The following is a 25,791-nucleotide window of genomic DNA, read 5'->3' as shown; positions in this document are numbered from 1 at the left end:
TAGGCGTGGATTTTAGCAAATTGGCTGACAAGTTTCAGCCGTCCAGACGAAAAAAAGGCCAAATTTTTATTTGGCCTAAATAACTTGTTTATTTACAGTGCCTTAAGGCATGACAAATCAAACTGTTCGAGATTTTGATACAAAGCAAAACCAAAACGTAGCCGATCACCGCGATAATCTGTTTCAATTTTGTGCTGTTTTAGCAAGCCTGCCAGCTCGGCTACCTGACTACTGCTGCCTAATCGAAATGTAAAAAAGTGGCCATGATGCGCCTGATTGTGCATAAGCAAGTGCTCACGGTTTAATAGCGGATGCTGTAATTGATCCAGCAACTGTAAGAAGCCCTGCTGTAATTGCTGCACATAACGATGCATGCGTCCTACCGTAATACCTTGCTGCTTATAAAGCAGTAGCGCCGCTTCTAATCGGTATAAGGCCGTGAAGTCCATCGTGGCACCGGCAAAGCGATAACCATCTTCACTGTATAACACCAACGCCGATTTGGCGGCGGCTAAGGTGCCAAACTCGGCAAACCAACCGGTATAAAGCGGTCGTTGTTCACTGCCCGCTGGCACTGCCATAAAACAGCAGCCTTCACCACCTTGCGCATATTTATAACTGCCTGAAATATAAAAAATCCGCTCAGCAATCGTAGATAAGTCTGTCGGCAACGCCATAAAGCCGTGATAACCATCAATCGCAATCATCGCCTCAGTAACGGCAGCCAATTGCTTTACAAAGTGGCTCAAATCAGCAATCGCATAACCTGAATTAAAGAAGACCTGACTGCAAAACACCATATCGTGGCCACCTTTTGCGGCCGCCTCGATAAAACGCTGCTCAAAGCTGGCAAAGGGTTCAGTGGCAATCACCTCGACGTCGACACTCTCCCACTCGGCTAAACGTTTAACTTGCCGTTGAAAGCTATAAAACTCGCTGTCGGTAGTCAGAATTTTTAAGGGCTTTTGCCAATCGAAACAACTGAGTAAACGCATCACTAATTCATGGGTATTAGGTGCAAACACTAGTTGTTCGGGCAAGGGTAAATTCAGTACATCGGCAATTAATTGCTGGGTATGCGGGATCTTGGTACCAAAAATGTAATGCCATTTTTGGTCAACTAAGCGGGCACTGTCATCCCAATAAGCGAGGGTTGCAGCGCGGGTCACATCAGGCCAGTAATGATGTGAATGACAGGCAAAATGTTGAGTACCTTGGTTCGCTTGTAAAAAATGCGAAAAAAACTGTTGATACATAATTGACCCCTAACGTGTTTATACGCGCTGCCGCTTTAGTTGAACAAAAGGCCCTTTCGGGCCTTTAAATGTTACGCAATATGTGTGGCTACAGTAGCGCAGCCATTAGTTTTGCGGCTCTTCAGTACGCATATATTTGAAGAACTCGTTATCTGGTTGCACAACCAGGATATCGCTCTTCGAATTAAAGCTATTCCGATAAGCCTCTAAACTACGTACAAAAGAATAGAACTCGGCATTCTTGTTGTACATATCTGCATAGACCTTCGCTGCGACTGCATCGCCTTCACCGCGCACTGAACGAGAATTACGTTCTGCATCCGCGATCATAACGGTAACACGCGCATCGACATCAGCACGAATGATTTCAGCTTGCTCACGACCACGTGCACGGTGCTCATCGGCTACCGCTTTACGCTCAGCGCGCATCCGCGCAAAAATCGAATCACTGATTTCAGTCGGTAAGTTAATTTGCTTAACTCGCACATCGATGACTTCAATGCCTAGTTCATTTGCTGCTTGCGCGGCTTGTGATAATGCACTTTGCATTAACTGGGTACGTTCACCTGAAACGATCTCTTGGATCGTTCTGGCACCGAACTCTGTACGTAAGCCGTTATTGATGTACTGTTTTAACAACACTTCAGCTTGAGACTTAATGCCACCCGTAGATAAGAAATAAGCACCAAAATCTTTGATACGCCATTTCACATAGCTATCAACTAATAAGTCTTTTTTCTCTGCGGTAACAAAACGGTCAGCCTGATCATCCAGGGTTTGAATTCGCGAATCTAACGACCGCACCACTTGGATAAAAGGAATTTTGAACTGTAAACCCGGTTCATAAACGCGCACCTGGTTTTCAGCATCACGTTGGATCTTACCGAATTGAATAACGATCGCACGCTCACCTTCAGGCACTACAAATAGCGCTGAGGTAACAACGATACCAAGCACGACGGCAATGGCAATAATAAAATTTTTCATTGGCGCTTATCTCCCACTTCCGGTTCGAGGCGAACTAGCGCGACTGGTTTCAGGGAACACTGGCGCGGTCGACATATCCTGGCTATTGCGTGCAGGTAATGGCGTCACGGCTTTACCTTGCGTTGCAGCTGCACCTTGATTCATCAACTTATCTAGCGGCAGATACATCAGGTTGTTGCTGTTTTTAACATCAACCAAAATTTTAGAGGTATTCGAGTACACGTATTCCATGGTCTCTAAGTACATCCGATCACGTGTAACCTTTGGTGCAGCGAGATACTGCGGCAGTAATTGTTCAAAGCGTGATACTTCACCTTGAGCGCGTAATACGATTTGTTGCTTGTATGCTTCGGCTTCTTGCATTACCCGATTGACCTGACCACGAGCACGCGGTTCAATCTCACGAGCATAAGCGGTTGCTTCTTGCACAAAACGTTCTTGATCTTCTTGCGCTTTAATCGCGTCATCGAAGGCATCACGCACTTCTTCTGGCGGTCTGGCATCGCGGAAGTTAACATCCACTAAGGTTAAACCCATGTTGTAAGGATTGATGATGCTTTCTAACTCGATCCGCGTATCTTGACGAACCACTTCACGACCACGCGTTAACACATCATCCATAATAGAATGACCGATAACAAAACGTAACGCCGCATCGGTGGCTTCGCGCAAACTACTGTCGGCATCAACCACAGAGAACAAGTATTGGCGAGCATTGAAAATACGATATTGCACTTCAAAGGTCACTCGAACCAAATTTTGGTCTTGCGTTAACATAAAGCCATCTGCACGTAATGAACGCACTTCTTGAGTGTTCACTGGTGTCACAGTATCAATAAAAGTCGGTTTCCAGTGAATACCCGCACCCACTTCTTCATGATATTGGCCAAAGCGTAAAATCACACCGCGTTCTGCGTCTTTAATGGTGTAAAAACCACTTAAAGCCCAAACCGCAATCGCAACGATTAACACCACTATCATTAAGATAGAGCTACCACCGCTACCTGCGTTGCCAGAGCCACCGCCTTTACCACCAAAAACTCCGCCTAGTTTTTTACCTAAATTGCGGAATACTTCATCTAAATCGGGCGGGCCTTGATCACGACCACCTTGTTTCCAAGGGTCGTTATTCTTGCCGTTATTGCCCGGCTCGTTCCAAGCCATGCTTAACTCCATTACCGTAAGTTGTCATTAAGGGTTAATGTATCAAAAAAGTGTCTAGCTGACGATATAGTTTTCGAGTTGTTGCTCACTCTGTTTTAACAAACGAGCCCACTGTGCTGCCGACAGCTGAATTTTTAACTGGCAACGGCCATCACTCAAAAAGGTTTCCTCTAACACAGCTTGCAGCTGATAAAGCCGTGCTCGCCAATTACCCGCCTCTGGCGGTAATAATAAGGTTAATTGCAAATGTTGTTGCGACAACAACATCGCTAAAGCTTGCTCAAGTAAGTCGAGCCCCACGCCGGCTAATGCCGACAGATAAACGGCAACCGGTAAACCGTCATCGTTGTATTCTATACGGGGCTGCTGGCCTAATTGGTCAATTTTGTTGAAAACCAATAACTGTGGCACGTCTGCTGCGTCAATTTCTTGCAACACCAATTGTACCTGACGCATATTTTCATCGCGCCGAGCGTCTGCCGCATCAATCACGTGCAATTGAATATCAGCATCCCGTGTTTCTTGTAAGGTTGATTTAAACGCAGCCACGAGATCATGCGGTAAATGGCGGATAAATCCTACTGTGTCAGCCAGAATCGCTTCACCAAAATTCGGCAAGTTAATTTTACGTAAGGTAGGATCCAGTGTCGCAAAAAGTTGATCTGCAGCATACACACTGGCACTGGTTAGCCGATTAAACAGCGTCGACTTACCGGCATTGGTGTAACCTACAATCGACAGCACAGGTTGTTCAGAACGTTGTCTAGCACGCCGCCCTTGCTCCCGCTGCCGTGACATTTTTTGCAAACGCTGTTTTAACGCTTTAACCCGCTCACGCAATAAGCGTCGATCGCTTTCAAGCTGCGTTTCACCCGGCCCGCGTAAACCAATACCGCCTTTTTGCCGTTCGTTGTCAAAACCACGGATCAGACGCGAGGCAAGATGCTGTAACTGGGCCAATTCGACTTGCAGCTTACCTTCGTAAGTGCGAGCGCGCTGCGCAAAAATATCGAGGATCAAGCTGGTGCGATCAATTACCCGAACCTGACAATGTCTTTCCAGGTTGCGAGTTTGGCCAGGCGACAGCTCGTGATTAAAAATCACTACTGTGGCGGCGAGTTCTTCTACCAGCGCAGCCAATTCATCTGCTTTGCCGGTGCCAATAAAAAACTTTGCATCTGGCGCAGGCCGATTGCTTGAGAGGATTTGCAAGGTGGCAACGCCCGCAGACGACACCAACATCTGCAATTCTTGCAAATCTTCGGTTGACGCTTCCTGCGGAAAATTAACGTGCACTAATACGGCTTGTTCTGCAAGCTCAGAGAGTTCAAACAAGCGCTGCTACTCCGCTAATTATTCCGTCTCCTCGTCGTCATCACCTTGGCTACCGTGAGCAACCATAGTGTTAACAGCACGAGCAGGTACAACGGTAGAAATAGCGTGTTTATACACCATCTGACTTACCGTGTTTTTCAGCAAAATGACGAATTGGTCAAATGATTCAACCTGACCCTGTAATTTAATCCCATTCACCAAATAAATTGATACAGGAATACGTTCCCGTCTTAAGGTGTTCAAAAATGGGTCTTGTAAAGATTGCCCCTTTGCCATGTCGCGCTTTCCTTTTTTATTAATTAGGCTTTATATTGGTATTATTATTTTTATTTCAAGTTGTTAAACCTGAAATATTTGCTGCCTCTGTTAGCTTAGCGAAGAAATGACAGCTTGCAAGTTTTCCTCAAGTTTCACTTCACTTTTTAACCAATGCAATTCTGGCCAACTGCGCAGCCAAGTTAACTGGCGCTTCGCTAATTGCCGCGTTGCAGCAATGCCTTGAGCTTCCATTTCCTGATAAGTAAGCTTTCCAGCGATATAATCCCACATTTGCCGATAACCAACACATCTTATTGATGGTAAATCAGCGTGTAAATCTGTGCGCTGTGCTAACGCACGCACTTCTTGCTCAAAACCTTGCGCTAACATTTGCTCGAAGCGTAATGCTATACGTTGATGTAATACCGCACGATCGGTCGGCGCAATGGCAAATTGGTACACTTTATACGGAAAAGGTTCAGGTTTTTCCGCAGTTAATTCCGTTAAGCTGCGCCCGGTTAAGCGATAAACTTCTAGAGCACGATTAATCCGCTGTGGATCATTCGGATGGATCCGTTGTGCGGCTGCAGGATCCACGGCTGCGAGCTGTTGATGCAAATAAGCCCAGCCATGTTCGGCCGCCTCAGCTTCCAGTGTAGCACGAATGGCCTTGTCCGCAGCGGGTAGCTCCGAAATCCCTTGGAGTAAGGCTTTAAAATACAACATGGTACCGCCGACTAAAATCGGCACATTGCCACGCTGCTGGATCTGCGCAATCAACTGTAACGCATCAGCACGAAAATCGGCTGCAGAATAACTTTCTGCCGGATCGCGAATATCTAACAAAAAATGTGGGGCTTGCGCCAACTCTGCAGCGGTGGGCTTAGCCGTGCCAATATCCATACCGCGATAGACTAAAGCGCTGTCTACGCTAATCAGCTCTGCGTTAACCCGCTGTTGCTTTAAAGCGATAGCTAAAGCGGTTTTGCCCGACGCCGTGGGGCCCATTAAACAAATCACCGGTAAATCAGTGGGCATCGTTAGCCTTCCGTATTTGCAGCGTTGCCGCATCAAAACTGAGCGCCAGCGCCCGGCGTTGCGCTTTGCTCAGTGCTGCGGGATACACACCTAACAATAAATCGGCTTGTAAAAAGCCTTGGCGCAACAACACATCGAGTAATGCTTCGGCTAAGCCGTCAGTTTGCACTGTACTTAGTGTAGACAAAAACTCACCGAACCATTGGCCTATTGCCGTATGTCTTAGCCAAATGGGCACTGCGCGAATAATCACCGTGCGATCTTTTAACAGTAAATCGAAACCTAAAGCCGACAAGTTGTCAGCCGCCGCGAGCAAGGGTTCAAATTCAGCCGACGCCACGGTTAAGCGCACCGGTAATAATAATGGGGCACTTTGTACCTTTAACTGCCACTGAATAGCAATACTGGCGGGCAAATCAACCATAAATAATTGCTCAGCCTCCTGACAAAGTGCAAACCGATTCTCTAACAAAAAATAATGCGGTGTAGGGCTAGCAACTTGCTCGGTCGCGGCTTGCAACGTTGCTGCCTGATAATTGATTTGCGCTTGCACTGAAGCCACAGCCGGTTTAGCGGCTACGCTGTCGTGAACAGCACGCGCCGCGACACGGCCTTGTTGCGGCTGATATAACGGCGCTTTCGTATCTCCCGTTGCAGTATGTCGCGTGGCATAAGCGGCGTGTGCCGCTGCTGAGTTTGGCTGCGGCGATGCGACCTGCGCTTGTGAAGACGTCATGCTAGGTGATTCAGCCGCTAAAGCAGGCTTAGGCTCGCTGTCTTGCCCTTGCGTTAAGGCATCGGCTAAAGCACTCACCACAAAATCATGCACCAAACGTGCTTGATGAAAACGGACTTCGTGTTTAGCGGGGTGCACATTGACATCCACGTCGTTAGCCGGCAGCTCTAGATACAGTACAAAAGCCGGTTGTAGTTCAGCCGCTAACCATTCACCGTAGGCTTGTCGGATCGCATGATTTAACAATTTATCGCGCATCATACGACCATTCACATAACTGTATTGGCCGCTACTGACCGCTTGGCAAGCCATCGCTGGTAAAATCCAACCACTGAGCTTGATCTCACCATATTGATTTTCAATCCACAGTGCTTGCTCAGCAAAATTACGACCACAGATCAGCGCTAAGCGTTTTTGCTTGGCCGCAGCCGTATCAGCAACCGGTAAACGACGCACCACTTGGCCGTTATGGCTCAGTTGCCATGCCACATCAAAACGACTTAAGGCTAAGCGTTTGATTAATTCATCAATATGCGTAAATTCGGTTTTATCGCTTCTTAAAAAACGCCGACGTGCTGGGGTATTAAAGAATAAATCGACGACATCTATGCTGGTGCCATCGGGATGGGCGGCCGGTCGTAATTGCACGGCCATATCGCGGCCTTCGGCACTGGCTTGCCAAGCGGCGGCTTGTTGCGCCGGTTTTGATGTGAGGGTTAAACGCGCCACTGAACTGATACTGGCCAGCGCTTCACCGCGAAAGCCTAAACTTTCAATCTGTTCCAGATCCGCTAAGCTGCTAATTTTACTGGTAGCATGTCGACTTAGCGCCAGCACTAATTCTGCTTCAGCGATGCCCACACCATTATCGCGGATCCGGATCAGCTTGCTGCCACCCTTTTCTAATTCAATATCAATTTGAGTGGCTTGCGCATCCAAACTGTTTTCAACCAATTCTTTTACGACGGAGGCGGGGCGTTCCACCACCTCACCAGCCGCAATCTGGTTAGCTAATTGCGCGGGTAATAATTGAATGGGCATATTAGGGGATCCGCAACACCTGACCAATGCGAATGCTGTCGTTACGCAGTTCGTTATGGCGGCGTAACTCGTCTAGTGACACATTATAACGCTGTGCTAATAACGATAAAGACTCCCCTGCTTGCACGCGGTGCTCTTTCGAACGACGCTGCGCAAATAACGAATCGGCTGGAGGCGATAACTCAAAGTGACGGCGCAAACCATTAAATAATGACTGCACTAATTTTTGCTGATGCGAACTACTGCGCAATAAACGCTCTTCTTGCGGGTTAGAAATAAAACCGACTTCAACTAAAATGGACGGAATATCCGGCGCGCGCAACACCCCTAAGCTAGCAGCTTGCGGCTCTTTTTTGTGGAGAGTCGTCACTTTGCCCAATTCAGACAAGACTTGGTTAGCCACTTGATGTGCCGTTACCATCGAATGATTCATTGATAAATCGAGTACCGTTTGCGCTAAATAGCGCTCATTAGCCGAGTCTTTAATCACTTCCGCGACACCGCCTAACAACTCACCGTGTCGCTCCGTTTGCTCTAGCATCCGGCCGACCTCTGAGGTCGCTCGACGTAACGATAACACCCATACTGAAGCGCCTTTCGGTTGAGGTGAAGTAAAGGCGTCCGCGTGAATGGATACTAATAAATCTGCTTGCATACGCCGCGCAATATCAGTGCGGCTATTCACATGCACATAGTAATCACCGGTACGCACCATAGTGGCTTTCATACCGGGCTCACGGTTAATGGTTTCCAGTAATTGCTTGGCAATAGGCAGGGTTAAGTTTTTTTCATAAATGCCGCTGGGGCCAATGGAGCCGGGGTCTTCGCCACCGTGTCCGGCATCGATAGCAATAATGATATCGCGAGCGGCACGCACTGTCGCAGGAATCGCCTGGCGACTACTGCCTGTGTTGGCGCTGCTGTTCGTCGCAGGGCGAGTCTCAACCGGCGCGCTACTGGCACTGCTGCTGCTGGCTTTACTATCGGGTAAATCCACCACCAAACGATGGCCATAAGGAGGTGTCGGGGTCAGTGCAAAAATCGTCGGTTTAACAGCGCTGCTTAAATCGAGCACAATGCGCATGGTGTTTTTGGTGCCACTGCTGCGAATATCTCGGATCAGCGGGGCTTCACCGCTAATCGCTGGCAGTGTGGTCGCGCCCGTGACGCGACTTAAGTCAATGACTAAGCGTTCTGGGTTTTCTAAGGTGAAATATTTATATTCTGGGGCAGCAGCCAAATCAAATACCACACGGGTATTGTCTGGCGAGGGCCATATACGAATATTCTGTACCTGATTACTGGCAAACGCCACCGCACTTTGCAGTAACAAACAACACAAGATGAGATGAGCAAGCAGCGCGTTAGTTTTTTTCATTATCCGTCAATGCTGTCAATAAAGTTTGAACATGTGCGTTATGCGCCGTGATAACCAAATGACGCGAAGTGGCATCCAGCGAAAAAGCCAGCGTTAAATCAGGTTCAGGCAAACAGCCAAAACCACGTTCAGGCCATTCAATTAAACATAGGCTATCAGCATTAAAATAATCTCTGATCCCCATAAATTCCAGTTCTTCTGCATCATGTAACCGATACAAATCAAAATGATAAACTTGTAGGCCTACCAAATCATAGGGTTCAACTAAGGTATAGGTTGGGCTTTTTACTTTACCTGTGTGGCCTAAGCTTTGAATTAAACCTCGAGAGAAGGTGGTTTTACCCGCGCCTAAAGGCCCTTGCAGAAACAGAACTAAACCACCGTGCAGTTGCGCCGCCAGTTTTGCCGCGAACGCTGCTGTTTGCGCTTCGCTATCAATTTGTACCTTAAGTTCTACCACAGTAATAACTCAACACCCTATCTTTAATTGCCGTTGGCTATGTTAACAAACTTGTAGGGCATGCAGGAAGAAAAACCGCTCAAGCTTGTGGTCAGACTAAGTAAATTGCCTCAAGTTCCCGTTAGTTAGCCACTTATAGCCATCGGGGTGAAGTCTAAATGCCAAAAGACCATGGACAATTTATGTTAAAGTAGCGCCTAGAAAAGCGCGATATGACGAATACAGAGTTCAGTATGGAAAAACAGCAGCTAGCCGAGCAAATTAAACAATGGGCCGCTGAATTAGGTTTTCAGGCCTGTGGTATTACTAAACCTGACTTAGCTGAGCATGAAGCGCACTTACAGCAATGGTTAGACGCTGGCTTCCATGGTGATATGCATTATATGGCGCAACACGGCATGTTGCGTGCCAGGCCCACTGAATTACACCCCGGTACGCTCAGTGTCATTAGCGTACGCCTAGATTATTTACCGCAGCAAGCAGGTTTTGCCACTAACTTAGCCGATCCTAACTTGGCTTATATTAGCCGTTATGCGCTGGGGCGAGATTATCATAAATTAATGCGCCAACGTTTAAAGCAACTGGGCCAGAAGATTGCCACGCTCAGTGCTGAATTAGCCGGCCGCCCTTTTGTCGACTCGGCGCCCATTTTAGAACGGCCTTTAGCACAAAAAGCCGGTATAGGCTGGGTTGGCAAACATAGCTTGGTGTTGGCCGAACAAGCCGGTTCGTGGTTTTTCCTTGGCGAATTACTGGTGAATCTCGATTTGCCCATTGACACGCCACACAACGGCGATTGCGGTAGCTGCGTGGCCTGCATAACCAGTTGCCCAACAGGTGCCATAGTGGCGCCTTATGTTGTTGATGCCCGCCGCTGTATCTCTTATCTCACTATTGAATTAGCCGAGGCGATCCCTGAACAGTTTCGAGCGCAAATCGGCAATCGTATTTATGGTTGTGATGATTGCCAATTAGTTTGCCCGGTGAATCGAGCCGCGCCATTGACCCAAGAAGCGGATTTTCAACGCCGACCGCAGTGGCAAGATCAATCACTGATGGCGCTGTTCAAATGGGACGAAGCGACCTTTTTGCAGTTAACCGAAGGCAGTGCCATTAGGCGGATTGGTTTTGAACGCTGGCAACGAAACATTGCCGTTGCGCTAGGCAATGCGCCTTATGATCCTGCTATTAGTGAGTTATTACAGCAACGGTTGGCTGACGCCAGTGAATTAGTAAAAGAGCATATTCGCTGGGCGCTAGCACAGCAAAAACAAAAAAGCTGGCAACAAGCCAATTTATTACCAAGAAGTACCGAACGTTTAGTACGGATTATTCAGAAGGGTCTGCCGCGAGATAGTTAAGCGGATGAACAGGCCGCTCTGCTCGCCGTGCTGCCGCCTGCTGGACAATTTCCGTTTTTCGTTGCTCGTTAGCCTGATGCCATTCGGTAATTTCAGTCAATAAACGGCCACATCCCAAACAGCAGTCGTGTTGGTCTAGGCAGCAATTTCTAACACATGGGGAGAGCGCCATCGCAAATCCTTAGCAGTGTGTCTCAACATAACATTTTGCTAGAAATTGTTGTCTAAAAAAAGACATTTGGCAATATCGCAGATTCAGAAAAGCGAAAAGCAGCCACAAGGGCTGCTTTTCTAATTTGGAGCGAGTTACGAGATTCGAACTCGTGACCTCGACCTTGGCAAGGTAGCGCTCTACCAACTGAGCTAAACTCGCATCATGTTTGCAACCGAAGTTGCTTACTGATGGCGCGCATTTTACAAAACTGGCCAATCGATGCAAGCATTTTTTTAAGGAATTCGAAAAAAATGTGTGCGATAGGTCACTAATTCAGCAATTGACTCACGAATGTCGTCCATCGCCAAGTGGCTGTTGGTTTTTTGTACGTGTTTAATCACTTCAGGCGCCCAGCGTTTCGCTAACTCTTTTATCGTGCTGACATCGACATTTCGATAATGAAAGAAGCTTTCGAACTCAGGCGCATATTCTGCCAAAAAACGCCGGTCTTGACCTATGCTATTGCCACACATCGGCGATTTACCCGGGCTAACATAGCGACTTAAAAAGGCCAGTGTTTGCTCAACCGCGTCGGCTAGCGTAACGTCACTGGCACGACAGCGAGCCGTTAAGCCACTCTTACCGTGTTGCTCAACACACCAAGAGTTCATATTCGCCAACACATCATCCGCGGTTTTAATGGCAAAGACCGGACCTTCCGCTAAGATATTTAACTCGCTGTCCGTCACAATAGTGGCCATCTCTAAAATAACATCGGTTTTTGGTTCCAGCCCCGTCATTTCTAAATCAAGCCAAACCAAGTTGCTATCATTCACTGTCATAATTATTCAGTACCTTTCTGAAGTGAGTGGGCTGAAACGTTTGCTGCTTTGTTACAACCCAGATTGCAGGTATGATACACGTCCTAAGCTTAACAGTAATAGCATCCTTTACAGAAAAACGGTAACCAGTGACCAAGAAAAAACATCTAACACAGCGCCAGCACGATCGAATTGCCAAAAATGAGCAGCGACGTTTACAACGTAATGCGAAAAAAGGTGCCGTCGACTGGGATGAACAACTTTTATTAGCGCCTGAGCCAGGTTTGGTACTCAGTCGCTTTGGCCAGCATGCCGACGTTGAAGATGCCCAAGGTAAGGTGATCCGTTGCAGTATGCGTCGCACCATCAGTTCGGTGGTGACTGGCGATAAAGTACTGTGGCGGCGCAGCACGCAAGCGACCGGCAGTATTGATGGTGTTATTGAAGCAGTGGAAGATCGCAGCTCTGTTTTATTACGCCCTGATTTTTATGATGGCCTAAAGCCTGTAGCTGCCAATATTGACTTGATGATTATTGTCTCGGCCATTTTGCCAGCGCTGTCTTTAAACATTATCGACCGTTATTTGGTTGCTGCTGAAATCACCGGCATTAAACCGCTGCTGGTTATTAACAAAGCGGATTTATTAGATGCTGCTGCACAAGCTGAACTTCAGCGGCAACTTGAGCTGTATCGTGGTTTAGGTTATCCATGTTTATTATTGAGTGCCAAAACTGGCCAAGGCATGGCTGAATTGCAACAGCATTTGCACAGCGGAACCAGTATCTTTGTTGGTCAATCTGGGGTTGGCAAATCGTCATTAATGAACTCGCTCATGCCCAGCCTAGCGGTCACTACACAGGAGGTCTCAGCGCTGTCCGGCTTGGGCCAACATACCACGACGGTGTCGCGTCTTTATCACTTGCCAGAAGGTGGCGAACTGATCGACTCGCCAGGGATCCGCGAATTTGCTTTATGGCACTTATCACCTGAAGAAGTAACGCAAGGTTTTATTGAATTTCGACCTTGGCTGGGTCGCTGTAAATTCCGCGACTGTAAACATATCACAGACCCCGGCTGCGCCATTCAACATGCCGTAGCTGAAAACGCGATCAGCCAAGAACGTTACGACAGTTATTTAAAAATCCTGACCAGTATGACGCAGGATAAACCGAATCATTTTTAATTTTAAGAGTATCGACCCGCTATGGATAAACTAAAAATCACCCTGCAATATATGCTACCTAAGCATTTAATTTCCCGCTTAGTGGGTAAATTGGCCGCTGCCCGTTTAGGCTTTATCAGCCATGCGCTGATTAAGCTGTTTATCAAAGCCTATAACATCAACATGCAGGAAGCTAAATTTGAACGCGCCAGTGACTATGCCAGTTTTAATGAGTTTTTTACTCGGCCGTTAAAAGACGGTATTCGCCCGCTGGACAGCGATCCAACGATTATCGCCCATCCAGTGGACGGCGCCATTAGCCAGCTGGGTGAAATTGTTTCAGGCCAACTGGTGCAAGCTAAAAACCATAACTACAGCTTACAAAGCTTATTAGGGGGTAAAGAACAAACCGCCGCGCCTTTCTTAGGTGGTGAATTTGCGACCATTTACTTAGCCCCCAAAGACTATCACCGTATTCATATGCCGGTAACTGGCGTGTTGCGAGAAATGATCTATGTGCCCGGCGAGCTGTTTTCGGTTAATCCATTAACGGCTGAAAACGTGCCTGATTTATTTGCCCGTAACGAACGCGTGGTAACGATTTTTGATACCGAGTTTGGCCCAATGGCCTTGGTATTAGTTGGTGCTACGATCGTTGCTAGCATTGAAACCGTCTGGGCCGGTACCGTCACGCCCCCAGCGGGCAGCAGTATTTTCCGTTGGAATTATCCGGCGAGCGGTTTAAACAGTGTTCGTTTAGAAAAAGGCGCCGAAATGGGCCGCTTTAAACTCGGCTCAACGGTGATCTTAGCTTTCCCTGCTGGCAAAGTAGCATTCTTAGCCGATCAGCAACCCGGCAGCGTCACTCGCATGGGTACGCCGTTTGCTAACATAACCTAAACAGTAACACCTGAGCAGGATATACGGATGTCCTGCTCTTCTCTTCTTTCTCGTCACAACGCCCTTTTTCTCTAAGCCTCCTCAGCTAAACCTCTCTAATCTAGGCTATTTACCTTCAGTTGCCGCGACACGCTGATGAAAAAAAATCCGCAACCGGCCCTTTATCTGCAGTAAACTAAGCAAAAAGGGGTTTTAAGGAATGAGTATGCAAATCATCGCGCATCGTGGTGCCAGTGGTGAGTATCCAGAAAATACGCTATTGGCGATTGAGCAAGCGATAGCTCAAGGCGCAGATGCTATTGAGATAGATGTGTTTGCACTGCAAGGTGAGCTGATTGTTATCCATGATCATCATGTGGCACGCACCACGAATGGCCAAGGCAGCTTATATCAGTTTTCTTTAGCCCAATTACAGCAGCTAGATGCCGGGCGCGGTGAGCGCGTACCGACACTGTGGCAAGTGTTGCACTATTTGCAGGCAACCAAGGCATGGTTAAATATTGAATTAAAAGGCGCGGATACCGCCGAGCCCTTGCTTAAATTACTGCAACGAGCCGAGCAAGAATTGGCTTTCGATTGCCAACGCTTGCTGATTTCTTCGTTTAATCACCATTTACTGCATACCATCAAACGCGCGCAGCCTAGTTTAAAACTGGGGGCGTTAACGGCCAGCTTACCGCTTGATTATGCGGCTTTTGCAGAGCAACTGGGGGCTTACTCGGTGCATTGTGATGTTAGCTTTATTGACCAAGCGTTTGTCGATGACGCCAAAACCCGTGGCTTAAAAGTTTATGTGTATACCGTGGATCAAGCCGATGATATTGCGCGGCTGCAGCACTATGGCGTAGATGGGATCTTTAGCAATTATCCGGCGCGCAGCAGACAGCGCCTTTCAGCGTCAAACTAAACGGCGCAAAAAGCAGTAAATCATCAGAAACAAAAATCCCGCCGTAGCGGGATTTTTAGATGGGTTTGCAGAATTAAGACGGTTGATGTTCGTCTTCGCAACTATTGCAACTGTTACATAAGCGCATATTCATAATATGCGCTGACACCACTAAGGTGGCACCGATAATCAAAATGAGGTGTTCGTATTCGCTACCCCAAGCACCACGTTGCCAATAAATAAAACCACCTAAAAACAACGCATAAAATGGGTAAAGTTTACGATGATAACGATGAAAACCTACAAATAACGTGAAGAAACCTAAGGCCATGGTCAGCAGTAACACTATGCCTTCAAACGCATGGTTGTGGCCGGCAGTTAAACCTAACAAAGGTAGGATCGGCAGAATGACAGGTAGCATAATGCAATGAATGGCACATAACGATGTGACCATTATTCCTACCTTATCAAACAACACTCTCGCTTTGGCAATCACTGCGATATCCTTAAAACACGAAATCAAAGAAACGATATAGTATAACAAAACATTTTATAATGGAATGGCTCGGCACAAATTATCTCTGTTTTGGACTCTGCTACCACAGCCTTTATGGCATAATAGCTGGATAATTTTAATGATTTGAAAAGATGCGTTATGGATACTCTACTGGAACAACTGGATGACAATCTAAAAGAGCTTTATCGTAAAGCCCTCGATGCCGATGCACTGCTAGAGCAATTGCAACAAGAGGGTAAGGCTAATCATCAGGCGGTATTTGCTAAAGAAGCAGGATTTAGTGCGCAAAGTAATCGTTTTATGCCTTACTTAGCTGAAACTGCAGAACACATCGCGGCGATGCGGCAAAGCCAGCAATTCAATACCGCAACTTTAGAGCGTGTGGTTCGGCAACTCAAACTGTTACACAAAACCTTGGCTGAGTTTCGACACATCACCAAATAACAAAAAAGGGGTAACCGCTTAGCCGTTACCCCTTTCACACATCGTTTGTGATTGACTACCGATACCGGTACTAGTCATTCAAAGCAGGCTTTACCGTTTTCTTAAACCAGTCTTCCAGCATTTTATGCTCAAACTCAAATTCTTTACGCGAATTGGCTCGGCCTAAGCGCTGCAAAAAGCCCATATCACGCTCCTTTACCTCGCCACTTAACACCGTCTGGCCACTGGCATCGAGTAATTGGTGTGTAAAGCGAATAGCAGGCGAATGAATATCTTTAACAATGCGTAAAGCTTGACCGGCTGGCCCAGCAAAATAGTCAACATCACCCGCTAAATCAATATCGGTTACCGTGACTTGCCATTTATATCCAGCAGGCATTGCTGCGGCCAACTCGTTAAAGGAATCAGTAAATGCCGCGACCACTCTTTCAGAATAGCGACTACGGGTATCATTAGTCGGCCTTACATCAGTAAAACCTTTGGGATCATCAAAGTTTAGTGTTAGTTCGGCTGCTGCGACACTAAGCCCTGACCACGCTAGCAGCGTCATTGCTAATATACTGTTACGCATTTTAACCTCCTCGAATAACTGATGAGTTATTACAACATTTAAAGGTATAGGCTAAGTTAGCTTTATGCAAGCTGAACACGGTAACTGACAAACGGCATGCTGTTGCTTAACCGCATAAAATGGCCATACAAACTGACACTTTGCCGAAGTAAAAGCGCCTCTCCATCCGAGCAAGTCGTATCGCTTCTGTAATTAGGCCCCACGTTGACATGGTTAAAACCCCTTTCAAAGGTGCCTGCCTACACCTGACGTTATCAAAATCGCTTTGCCTCACCGCTGCTAAGCACTTAATAAATCAATCATTAACGTAATAGTGCGCCCTCTCTTGGCCTGCACTTTCTCAGATGAATCCAAACTGAACCCAGCAATAAAAAAATTTGAAATTAAGCTATTGAATTTATTTATAAAAAAATAAAGAGCTTAAAAAACCTGCTTAAATTCTGACAAAAACAGTTGACGGCAGAATTATTAATCGAGAATATGCTCAAGCACTGAGCTAATGCCCGAATATAAAAAACGAATCGGAGTAAGCATTAATACCCAGAAGTTTTTGACCACCTCGCTGTAGGTTAAAACACATAAAAATGACGTTCCAAGACAAGGGTTTTAAACATGACATTATTCAACAACACGAAACATTCGTTTTCAGTGTTGGCCTCAGCCTTGCTTTGCGCAGGCTTCAGCGCCACACCTGTAGATGCCGCAGAATTTTTTGATGATCGCCTAAAAGTAAATGCTCTTTTTATGCAGGGCTTTCAAAATATCGAAGCCGATCCCGGTGCTTTTGATCCTATTAACGAAAACATGTCGGCAGGCTTTCAGCGCCTGCGCTTTAACTTAGAACTGACATTTAAGATCACCGATGACATCACTGCCTTTGTCGATTTAGGTGAAGAACCGAATGATTTTGGCAGCGATGACAAATTTGAGATCTCGCAAGATTTTGGCTATATCGATTTCAACGTACTAGGCTTATTAAAAGTCACGGATACCCCTCACGAATTGCATGTAAAAGCCGGTAATATCGAATCGTCCGTGTTTGATTTCAGAGGTTTTTCTGATGGCGCGGCGGTACAAAACAACCCATTGATCGGTAACTCTATTGCCGACTTTGTTACGGCTGAATCAGGCGTACAAGTGGCTTGGGCTTATAAGCTACAGCAATACAATATCGACAAAGTTAATGCCAATATCACCGTAACAGTACCCACCTTTGACGAGGACTATGGTGATGGCCGCGGCTACAACGTTTTTGGTGATGTTTCTGTTAATACCGACTTTGGCCTAGATTTAGGCATCGGCTGGTTTGTTAGCGACCTGGGCGGTCAAGTAGGTTTACGTGACTTTGCTGATATCCAAGTGGCGGGATTAATTTTTGGTGACGGTGATAACTACAATTTTGTCTCTAGTGGCAATAGCTCTCGCGATACGCATGCCGGCTTACTGCCGGGGTTAAACGTGACGATTGTGCAATTAAACAGCCAATATCGCCTTTCTGAGAACACCTTGTTCAGAGGCTGGTTCGGTACCGCCGAGGATGACTATAGCTTTGTCGATGTTAACGGTAATCAAGCCGTTGCCACTCAAGGCGTCGCTTATGCGGCGATCAGCAGCAAAATGCGCTTTTTCGGGCTAGAAGCATCACATTACATTATTCCTGATAAACTTTATCTGGCAACCCGCTTTTCTCAAGTCAGCAATGAAACAGAGGGTGTGAGTGGCGATACCGATTTAACTCGGCTGCAATTAGGGGCTGGCTGGTGGCTAGCAGAAAACACCTTATTAAAAGCAGAGTGGGTTGAGCAACGCGAAGGCGCTAACTCAGCGGGCCAAATCGGCACAGACTGGGGCGGTTTTACTGCTGAAGTCTCGGTACGCTTTTAATCTGTTGATACACGCTTTACCAGCCAGAATCTAAGGAATTATCTATGTCTATCAGAACGTTCAGTTTTGCATGCCTAGCCATGCTCGCGACTGTCGCAACCGCCGCAGAAACCATTACCATCGCCACAGTCAACAATGGCGACATGATCACGATGAAAGAGCTTAGCAGCGAGTTTGAGCAAGCGCATCCGAACATTAAACTGCAATGGATCACGTTAGAAGAGAATATCTTACGCCAGCGTGTCACCACCGATGTGGCGACGGGCGGTGGTCAATATGATGTGATGACCATCGGTACTTATGAAGTACCGATCTGGAGCAAATTAGGTTGGTTGAAAAAGCTCGATAATTTTGCCGCAGATTATGATGTGGACGATATTCTGCCATCCATTAAAAATGGCTTGTCCTATCAAGACGAGTTATATGCCGCCCCCTTCTATGGCGAAAGCTCGATGGTGATGTATCGCAAAGACTTAATGCAAAAAGCCGGTTTAGAGATGCCTAATACCCCTAGCTGGCAGTTTATTAAACAAGCGGCAGCGGCCATGACCGATAAAGAGGCCGGCGTGTACGGGATCTGTTTACGCGGTAAGGCTGGCTGGGGCGAGAATGTCGCGCTCATCACGGCCATGGCTAACTCGTTTGGCGCGCGCTGGTTTGACGAAAAATGGCAGCCACAATTTAACACTAAAGCTTGGCAAGATACCCTGAATTACTATGTTGAAGTGATGAATCAATATGGACCACCAGGTGCTTCAGCCAACGGCTTTAACGAAAACCTCGCATTATTTCAAACCGGTAAATGCGGTATCTGGATCGACGCCACTGTTGCTGGCGCCTTTGTGACCAACCCAGCCGATTCAAACATCGCCGATCAAGTGGGTTTTGCCATGGCACCTGATAATGGCCTAGGTAAACGAGGCAACTGGTTATGGGCTTGGACGCTGGCGATCCCATCAAGCAGTAAAAAATCAGATGCGGCCATGACCTTTATCAGCTGGGCAACATCGAAAGGTTATACCGAATTAGTGGCCAGTAAAAAAGGCTGGAAAAATGTTCCGCCAGGCACGCGTGCTTCTCTGTATGCGAATGCAGACTACTTAGCCGCAGCACCTTTTGCGCAAATCACCCTCGATGCCATTCGCTCTGCCGATCCGGTTAACCCCAGCGTGTTGCCGGTACCTTATGTCGGCATACAATTTGTGGCCATTCCAGAGTTTCAAGGCATTGGTACGGCGGTCGGTCAGCAATTTGCTGCCGCGCTAACGGGTCAAATGTCGGTTGAGCAAGCTTTATTGAATGCTCAGCGCACCACGGAACGCACCATGCGTAAAGCACGCTATCCGAAATAAGCCATGTCATCCCGTGAGGTAAGACCGTGTGCTTACCTCTCAAACATATATTTTTAGAGGTTTTCCTTATGGCTACGATACAGTCCAGAACACTGGCTCGATTCATGCTGTTTCCATCCGTGGTGCTGTTGCTAGGATGGATGATTGTGCCACTTTGCATGACGTTGTATTTCTCATTTTTAGATTACAACCTGCTGATGCCTGGCAATGAAGCTTTTATTGGTTTTTTAAACTACGAATTCTTTCTGACTGATCCGGCGTTTATTGAATCTTTCTTTAATACTCTACTGCTGGTCGGTGGCGTGCTAACCATTACCATCGGGGGCGGCATTGGCTTAGCCATTTTACTGGACCAAGCCATTTGGGGCCGTAACTATGTACGCATTATGGTGCTTGCGCCATTTTTCGTGATGCCGACGGTATCAGCGCTTGTTTGGAAGAACATGTTTATGAACCCGGTAAATGGCTTATTTGCCCACCTTGCCGCGTTCTTTGGCACTGAGCCAATCGACTTTTTCGCTCACTACCCGCTACTTTCAATTATTGTGATCGTCTCTTGGCAATGGCTGCCGTTTGCTGCCTTGCTATTACTAACCGCTATTCAATCTTTAGATCGCGAGCAATTAGAAGCGGCAGACCTAGATGGCGCAGGGCCCATCAGCAAGTTTTTCTATATTGTGTTACCGCACTTATCACGGGCAATCACTGCCGTGATCCTGATTGAAACCATTTTCTTACTGTCGATCTTCGCTGAAATTTTGGTGACCACCAGTGGCGGTCCAGGCTATGCCTCAACCAATATTACTTATCTGATCTACACCCAATCACTACTGCAATTTGATGTCGGGGGTGGCTCGGCAGGGGGCATTATCGCGGTCATTATCGCCAATATTGTGGCTATTTTCTTAATGCGCCTTATTGGCAAGAATTTGGAGGGCTAATCGATGTCAACAAACGCGAGCTTCCGCTCAAAAGTCTTTTATACCGCTCTAGCCTGGTTAATCAGCGGCCTGATATTCTTTCCGATTTTATGGACGTTTATCACCAGCTTTAAAACTGAGGCTGAAGCCATTTCGGCAACCCCTAGCCTATTTATGTTTGAATGGACGCTGCAAAACTACAGCGATGTATTGGCCCGTTCACCTTACTTTGATCACTTTATTAACTCAGTGGTCATTGCCTTAGGCTCAAGTGTCGTCGGTTTATTGATTGCCATCCCCGCCGCCTGGTCAATGGCATTTGTGCCAACCAAGCGTACCAAAAATCTGTTGATGTGGATGTTATCTACCAAGATGCTGCCACCAGTAGGCGTGTTAATCCCAATCTATCTGTTATTTCGGGATTTTTCCCTACTGGATACCAAGCTCGGTTTAGTGATCGTGATGACGCTCATTAACCTGCCAATTATGGTCTGGATGCTATACACCTACTTTCGCGAGATCCCACATGAAATCCTTGAAGCGGCCCGGATGGATGGTGCCAGCATTACCGAAGAAATCTTTCATGTATTGCTACCCATCGCTTTACCCGGCATAGCCTCAACCTTGCTGTTAAATGTCATTTTGGCTTGGAACGAAGCCTTTTGGACACTGATTTTATCGGCTGCCAACGCAGCACCACTGACGGCATTTATTGCCAGCTACTCCAGCCCGGAAGGCCTGTTCTACGCGAAATTATCCGCAGCCTCCGTGATGGCCATCGTGCCTATTTTAATCTTGGGTTGGTTCAGTCAAAAACAATTAGTGCGTGGATTAAGTTTCGGCGCAGTGAAATAAGGAATTCGTATCATGGGTAGCATTACATTAAAACAAGTAACGAAAAATTTCGGTGACGTAAACGTGATCCGTCCATTAGATTTAGCCATCCGCGATGGTGAATTTATTGTGTTTGTTGGGCCATCAGGTTGCGGCAAGTCGACGTTATTACGGATGATCGCCGGTTTAGAAGACACCAGCAGCGGCATCATTGAAATCGATGGGCAAGACGCTACGCAATTAGCCCCTGCCAAACGCGGCCTGGCCATGGTATTTCAATCTTATGCCTTATATCCGCATATGAGTGTGCGCAATAACATTGCCTTTCCCTTAAAACGGGCCAAAGTGCCGGCTGCTGAGATCGCCCAAAAGATCGAAGCCGCAGCCAAAATGCTCAATTTAACTGATTATTTAGATCGTAAACCCGGTCAACTGTCGGGTGGCCAACGGCAACGCGTAGCAATTGGCCGCGCTATTGTGCGCCAGCCGTCAGCCTTCTTATTTGATGAGCCATTATCGAATCTTGATGCATCATTGCGGGTCAATATGCGGCTTGAAATCACCGAACTACACAAAAGCTTGGGTACGACCATGGTTTATGTAACACACGACCAAGTTGAAGCCATGACCATGGCGGATCGTATCGCGGTATTTAATGGCGGTGTTATTGAACAAGTCGGCACGCCTTTAGAGCTGTATAAGCAGCCGGTCAACAAATTTGTTGCTGGTTTTATCGGCTCACCCAAGATGAATTTCATTGAGGTCGAGGCTCAAGCTAATCAGCTTACACGTACGCTGGGTGTGCGCCCAGAGCACTTCAAGATTAACGAAGACGCAGGCATGTGGACAGGTAAAGTAGGTGTGATTGAGCATCTTGGTTCAGAAAGCTTTCTACATGTCCATGTTGACGGCATAGGTACCTTGACCGTGAAAGCGGACGGTGACAGCCCTATCCGCTCAGGCGATCAAATCAGACTGAGCGCAGCAGACGATAAAATCCATAAATTTGATGCCGCCGGGAACAGCTTAAATGCGACACCCGTTGCCGCGTCTCAAGTATAACGAGCACCATTCCATGCCAATGAAATTAAATTATCAAACGCTGGCCAGTTTGCCGGCAAATTTAACCAAACCTTTATATCATCGCGAACAGCTTAGTGGCGGCATTGTGCACATCGGTGTCGGCAATTTTCATCGTGCCCATCAAGCCATCTACTTGCATCGCTTATTTAATCTGGGTAAGTCGCATGACTGGGCCATTATTGGCGCCGGGACTAAATCCTTTGATACCATTATGCGTGAAAAGCTAAAGCAACAAGACTATTTAACCACGGTCGTTGATTTAGATGCGAAAGGACTCAGCGCCCAGATCTGCGGCTCGATGATAGATTTTATTGAAAATGACACAGCGAAGTTAATTAGTAAATTAAGCGAGGACAGCACGCGCATTGTCTCGCTGACCATTACTGAAGGCGGTTATTATATTAACAGTAAAGGCGGTTTTGATCTGACACACCCGGATATCCTGCATGATATCAGTAACCACAGCCAACCAAAAACCGTATTTGGTATGATGTTAGCGGCATTACAGCATAGACGGGAACATGGCATCGCTGCCTTTACCGTGATGTCATGCGACAATATTCCGCATAACGGTGATGTTACTAAACGCATCATGCTGGAAATGGCCAAACGCATCGATACTCATTTTGCTCACTGGCTGGAAGCGCAGGTCACTTTTCCTAATTCCATGGTGGACTGCATTACCCCTGCCACCTCAGAAGCGGAAAAAACACGCTTGATTAATCTGTTCGGCGTAGAAGATCTCGCCCCGGTATTTTGCGAACCGTTTCGGCAGTGGGTACTAGAAGATAACTTTTGCAATGGCCGCCCAGCGCTAGAAGAGGTTGGGGTTGAGTTTGTTGCTGATGTGGCACCGTTTGAACTGATGAAACTGCGCATTTTAAATGGTGGCCATGCCGCTATTGCCTATCCGGCGGCTTTGCTAGGGGTGAATATCGTGTCTGATGTGATGACAGAATCGCACATCACCGCCTATTTGAAAAAACTGACCACAGAAGAAATCATTCCTAGTTTAGCTGCAGTGCCAGGTGTGAATTTTGCTGAATACGCTGAGTTAATTGTATCCAGATTTGCCAATCCAGAAGTTCGTGATACGGTACCGCGTTTATGCCAAGATGCCTCAAACCGGTTACCGAAGTTTATCTTCCCTATTATCCGCGATAATTTAGCAGCAGGTCGCAGCGTGAAGGGCCTAGCGCTTGTCGTTGCACTTTGGTGTCGACTTTGCGCGATGAACAGCTCGGCAGAACAGGGCTTAGGCTTTGATTTATATGATGAGCACGCACCGCGTTTGGCTGAGCTTTCATTACAAGCGAAAGACAATCCGGTAGTATTTCTACAGATGCATGATATATTTGGCGAAATAGGTACCAATGCCGTTTTTGTTGACCACTTTTCTGCTTGGCTGAGCAAGCTGTGGCATGACGGTGTGGCAAAAACACTGGCTGATTACTATCAAGCATAATGAACCCAACGCTATGACTAACCGACTTCGCCCTTTGCAAAATAATTCCATCGAGTTAATTATTTTCGATTGCGATGGCGTGTTAGTCGATAGCGAGGATCTCAGCAAACAACAATTATTAAGCATGCTAACAACCTTAGGTGCCGATGTGTCGCCTAGCTATTTTGATCAGCATTTTTTAGGTCTTAGTTATCAACATGTGCAGGCTAAAGTTCAGCAAGATTTTGGCGTATTGCTGTCGGCTGACTTTCAGCAACAGTACCATGTGGCCTTGATGGATCTCTTTGCCGCCAAACTTCAAGCCACCTTAGGTTTAACAACCTTGTTAGACCAACTTAATTTACCCAGTTGCGTGGCAACCAGCAGTACCCCAGAACGTGTCGCCCATGCCTTGGATGTGACGCAGCTAGCAAGCTACTTTAACGGTCGGGTCTTTACTGCTGCAGAAGTGCCACGTGGTAAACCCGCACCCGATTTGTTTTTACATGCTGCGGCTCGTTTGGGTTACTTGCCCGAGAACTGTTTGGTGATTGAAGATTCACCGGCCGGGATTAGCGCCGCTATCGCTGCGCAAATGCAAGTGATCCAGTATCGAGGCGCCAGCCATTTAAAACATAAACCTTATGACCTAAGTAACGACCTACCCGCAACACATTGCATTTCGCACTGGCAGCAACTTACTATTCTGCTACCAAAACTGATATCCACTGACAAACACTAGAGGTTACCGTGGCTAAGCTATCCAACGCTGAGATTAGAAAACTCGATGATGCCGCAAGGGCGGGCTGGCTTTATTATGTCGCCGGCAACACCCAAGATGAAATTGCCAAAAAGCTGAATATCTCGCGTCAATCGGCACAAAGAATGGTGGCGTTGTCGGTAAGCGAAGGCTTAATAAAAGTTCGGCTCGATCATCCCATAGCCAAATGCATGGATTTGAGCGAAAAACTGAAAAGTCGCTTTAATCTGATCACCTGTGAAGTGGTACCCAGTGATCTGGATGACACGAGCTCCACCCTTGGTTTAGCGCAAGCTGGCGCTAATGAAATTGAACGTCACCTTCGCCACACAGAGCCACAAGTATTAGCCATGGGTACGGGCCGAGTACTTAGAGCCTGCGTTGACGAGCTAACGGCGATGGACTGTGAGCAGCACAAAGTTGTCGCGCTATTGGGTAATATGGCCTCAGATGGCTCAGCATCACCTTATGATGTCGTGGTAAGGATGGCCGAGCATATCAATGCAAAACACTATCCGATGCCGTTACCTGTGCTACCTAGAAGCAAGCAAGAAAAAGAACAACTGCATTCGCAGCGCAATGTGGCCAGCAATCTGGCCTTAGCCGCTAACGCGGATGTGACCTTTGTCGGCGTGGGCAATTTAGGGCTGCACTCGCCATTATTTCTTGATGGTTTTGTCACCCACGAAGAGCTGAAAGAATTAGAAGAAAAAGGTGCAGTCGGCGAGATTATTAGTTGGGTATTTGATCGCAACGGTCAGTTAATTGATTGTGCCGTCAACGATAGAGTGGCCAGTACGCCATTGAAAGTCAATGCTGATAAGCCGGTTATCGCCATTGCTGCGGGTGAAGATAAAGTGTTGTCACTGTTAGGTGCTTTGCGTTCAACCATGATCAACGGGTTGATCACCAACGAGTATACTGCGGAACGTTTGCTAAGTAGCGACTAACCGCTTTGCCAATCAAGGTGATGCCATCACCGCCATTCACCGTGTTACACGTGCTGATGTTCATTACCCAGCAAGCACTGCCTGATGCAGGCTT

General features: G+C 47.0%; 26 protein-coding genes and 1 tRNA gene. 13 read left to right on the top strand and 14 right to left on the bottom strand.

Annotation, left to right across the window (positions count from 1 at the left end; all coding sequences use genetic code 11):
• Positions 1-92 precede the first annotated feature (92 nt).
• From LMJ53_RS06315 to tsaE, 9 genes are all read right to left on the bottom strand, one after another.
• Positions 93-1,256 carry an aminotransferase class V-fold PLP-dependent enzyme gene (locus LMJ53_RS06315; protein ID WP_229585312.1) on the bottom strand — a complete coding sequence of 388 codons (1,164 nt, stop codon included), beginning with the start codon at positions 1,254-1,256 and terminating at the stop codon, positions 93-95.
• Positions 1,257-1,361: 105 nt separating this feature from the next.
• Positions 1,362-2,243: a protease modulator HflC gene (gene hflC / locus LMJ53_RS06310; protein ID WP_229585311.1), complete on the bottom strand. Its 882-nt coding sequence runs from the start codon at positions 2,241-2,243 to the stop codon at positions 1,362-1,364.
• Positions 2,244-2,249: 6 nt separating this feature from the next.
• On the bottom strand, positions 2,250-3,407 hold the full coding sequence (hflK, locus tag LMJ53_RS06305) for an FtsH protease activity modulator HflK (RefSeq protein ID WP_229585310.1): 1,158 nt from the start codon (positions 3,405-3,407) through the stop codon (positions 2,250-2,252).
• A gap of 54 nt (positions 3,408-3,461) precedes the next feature.
• On the bottom strand, positions 3,462-4,742 hold the full coding sequence (gene hflX / locus LMJ53_RS06300; protein ID WP_226749511.1) for a ribosome rescue GTPase HflX: 1,281 nt from the start codon (positions 4,740-4,742) through the stop codon (positions 3,462-3,464).
• A gap of 18 nt (positions 4,743-4,760) precedes the next feature.
• The gene (gene hfq / locus LMJ53_RS06295; protein WP_226749510.1) at positions 4,761-5,018 is read right to left on the bottom strand and encodes an RNA chaperone Hfq; all 258 of its coding nucleotides are present in this window, start codon (positions 5,016-5,018) and stop codon (positions 4,761-4,763) included.
• 90 nt (positions 5,019-5,108) lie between these two features.
• Positions 5,109-6,038 (bottom strand): tRNA (adenosine(37)-N6)-dimethylallyltransferase MiaA, encoded by a 930-nt coding sequence (gene miaA / locus LMJ53_RS06290; protein WP_229585309.1) that lies wholly within the window; start codon positions 6,036-6,038, stop codon positions 5,109-5,111.
• Positions 6,028-7,815: a DNA mismatch repair endonuclease MutL gene (gene mutL, locus LMJ53_RS06285; RefSeq protein ID WP_229585308.1), complete on the bottom strand. Its 1,788-nt coding sequence runs from the start codon at positions 7,813-7,815 to the stop codon at positions 6,028-6,030. Before mutL ends, miaA begins: the two co-directional genes overlap by 11 nt.
• A 1-nt stretch (position 7,816) precedes the next feature.
• On the bottom strand, positions 7,817-9,193 hold the full coding sequence (locus tag LMJ53_RS06280) for an N-acetylmuramoyl-L-alanine amidase (protein WP_229585307.1): 1,377 nt from the start codon (positions 9,191-9,193) through the stop codon (positions 7,817-7,819).
• Positions 9,180-9,653 (bottom strand): tRNA (adenosine(37)-N6)-threonylcarbamoyltransferase complex ATPase subunit type 1 TsaE, encoded by a 474-nt coding sequence (gene tsaE, locus LMJ53_RS06275; protein ID WP_229585306.1) that lies wholly within the window; start codon positions 9,651-9,653, stop codon positions 9,180-9,182. Before tsaE ends, LMJ53_RS06280 begins: the two co-directional genes overlap by 14 nt.
• Positions 9,654-9,865: 212 nt before the next feature.
• Between tsaE and queG the strand changes: the two genes are divergently transcribed.
• Positions 9,866-11,014 carry a tRNA epoxyqueuosine(34) reductase QueG gene (gene queG / locus LMJ53_RS06270; protein ID WP_229585305.1) on the top strand — a complete coding sequence of 383 codons (1,149 nt, stop codon included), beginning with the start codon at positions 9,866-9,868 and terminating at the stop codon, positions 11,012-11,014.
• Here the strand turns inward: queG and LMJ53_RS06265 are convergent.
• The 3 genes from LMJ53_RS06265 to orn form a co-directional block, all read right to left on the bottom strand.
• The gene (locus LMJ53_RS06265; protein ID WP_229585304.1) at positions 10,983-11,186 is read right to left on the bottom strand and encodes a DUF1289 domain-containing protein; all 204 of its coding nucleotides are present in this window, start codon (positions 11,184-11,186) and stop codon (positions 10,983-10,985) included. The genes queG and LMJ53_RS06265 overlap by 32 nt on opposite strands.
• 125 nt (positions 11,187-11,311) lie before the next feature.
• Positions 11,312-11,387: transfer RNA gene (locus LMJ53_RS06260), tRNA-Gly, on the bottom strand.
• A 74-nt stretch (positions 11,388-11,461) separates the two neighbouring features.
• On the bottom strand, positions 11,462-12,010 hold the full coding sequence (gene orn, locus LMJ53_RS06255) for an oligoribonuclease (RefSeq protein ID WP_229585303.1): 549 nt from the start codon (positions 12,008-12,010) through the stop codon (positions 11,462-11,464).
• A 128-nt stretch (positions 12,011-12,138) separates the two neighbouring features.
• Here orn and rsgA point away from each other — a divergent pair, with 128 nt between their 5' ends.
• From rsgA to LMJ53_RS06240, 3 genes are all read left to right on the top strand, one after another.
• Entirely contained in the window at positions 12,139-13,173 is a 1,035-nt protein-coding gene (gene rsgA, locus LMJ53_RS06250) for a small ribosomal subunit biogenesis GTPase RsgA (protein ID WP_229585302.1), read from the top strand.
• Positions 13,174-13,194: 21 nt separating this feature from the next.
• Positions 13,195-14,052 (top strand): archaetidylserine decarboxylase, encoded by an 858-nt coding sequence (asd, locus tag LMJ53_RS06245; protein WP_229585301.1) that lies wholly within the window; start codon positions 13,195-13,197, stop codon positions 14,050-14,052.
• A gap of 205 nt (positions 14,053-14,257) precedes the next feature.
• Positions 14,258-14,959, top strand: coding sequence for a glycerophosphodiester phosphodiesterase (locus LMJ53_RS06240; RefSeq protein ID WP_229585300.1), 702 nt, complete (start codon positions 14,258-14,260; stop codon positions 14,957-14,959).
• Between the two features lie 73 nt (positions 14,960-15,032).
• On the opposite strand, the gene LMJ53_RS06235 is transcribed toward LMJ53_RS06240, so the two are convergent.
• Complete coding sequence (locus tag LMJ53_RS06235; RefSeq protein ID WP_324295594.1) at positions 15,033-15,416, bottom strand: MerC domain-containing protein; 384 nt, start codon at positions 15,414-15,416, stop codon at positions 15,033-15,035.
• Between the two features lie 177 nt (positions 15,417-15,593).
• On the opposite strand from LMJ53_RS06235, the gene LMJ53_RS06230 reads away from it, so the two are divergent.
• Complete coding sequence (locus LMJ53_RS06230) at positions 15,594-15,899, top strand: primosomal replication protein PriC (RefSeq protein ID WP_229585298.1); 306 nt, start codon at positions 15,594-15,596, stop codon at positions 15,897-15,899.
• 70 nt (positions 15,900-15,969) lie between these two features.
• Here LMJ53_RS06230 and LMJ53_RS06225 read toward each other — a convergent pair whose 3' ends face one another.
• Positions 15,970-16,470 (bottom strand): DUF3016 domain-containing protein, encoded by a 501-nt coding sequence (locus LMJ53_RS06225; RefSeq protein WP_229585297.1) that lies wholly within the window; start codon positions 16,468-16,470, stop codon positions 15,970-15,972.
• A 612-nt stretch (positions 16,471-17,082) separates the two neighbouring features.
• Between LMJ53_RS06225 and LMJ53_RS06220 the strand changes: the two genes are divergently transcribed.
• From LMJ53_RS06220 to LMJ53_RS06185, 8 genes are all read left to right on the top strand, one after another.
• Positions 17,083-18,354, top strand: coding sequence for a hypothetical protein (locus tag LMJ53_RS06220; protein ID WP_229585296.1), 1,272 nt, complete (start codon positions 17,083-17,085; stop codon positions 18,352-18,354).
• 44 nt (positions 18,355-18,398) lie between these two features.
• Positions 18,399-19,706 carry an ABC transporter substrate-binding protein gene (locus tag LMJ53_RS06215; RefSeq protein ID WP_229585295.1) on the top strand — a complete coding sequence of 436 codons (1,308 nt, stop codon included), beginning with the start codon at positions 18,399-18,401 and terminating at the stop codon, positions 19,704-19,706.
• Between the two features lie 68 nt (positions 19,707-19,774).
• Entirely contained in the window at positions 19,775-20,647 is an 873-nt protein-coding gene (locus LMJ53_RS06210) for a carbohydrate ABC transporter permease (protein ID WP_229585294.1), read from the top strand.
• Between the two features lie 3 nt (positions 20,648-20,650).
• Positions 20,651-21,481, top strand: a complete 831-nt coding sequence (locus tag LMJ53_RS06205) for a carbohydrate ABC transporter permease (RefSeq protein WP_229585293.1) — start codon at positions 20,651-20,653, stop codon at positions 21,479-21,481.
• 12 nt (positions 21,482-21,493) lie between these two features.
• Positions 21,494-22,522, top strand: a complete 1,029-nt coding sequence (locus LMJ53_RS06200) for an ABC transporter ATP-binding protein (RefSeq protein WP_229585292.1) — start codon at positions 21,494-21,496, stop codon at positions 22,520-22,522.
• A 13-nt stretch (positions 22,523-22,535) separates the two neighbouring features.
• Positions 22,536-24,008: a mannitol dehydrogenase family protein gene (locus LMJ53_RS06195; protein WP_229585291.1), complete on the top strand. Its 1,473-nt coding sequence runs from the start codon at positions 22,536-22,538 to the stop codon at positions 24,006-24,008.
• A 13-nt stretch (positions 24,009-24,021) separates the two neighbouring features.
• A complete protein-coding gene (locus tag LMJ53_RS06190) occupies positions 24,022-24,729 on the top strand; it encodes an HAD family hydrolase (RefSeq protein ID WP_229585290.1) in 708 nt (235 codons plus the stop codon).
• Positions 24,730-24,737: 8 nt separating this feature from the next.
• Positions 24,738-25,697 (top strand): sugar-binding transcriptional regulator, encoded by a 960-nt coding sequence (locus LMJ53_RS06185; RefSeq protein WP_229585289.1) that lies wholly within the window; start codon positions 24,738-24,740, stop codon positions 25,695-25,697.
• Positions 25,698-25,791 lie beyond the last annotated feature (94 nt).

It is taken from the genome of Rheinheimera sp. UJ51, assembly GCF_020819615.1.
Taxonomy (GTDB): domain Bacteria; phylum Pseudomonadota; class Gammaproteobacteria; order Enterobacterales; family Alteromonadaceae; genus Alishewanella; species Alishewanella maricola.
Note: the sequence above shows the minus strand (reverse complement) of the source record. Positions and strands in the feature narration are given on the sequence as shown.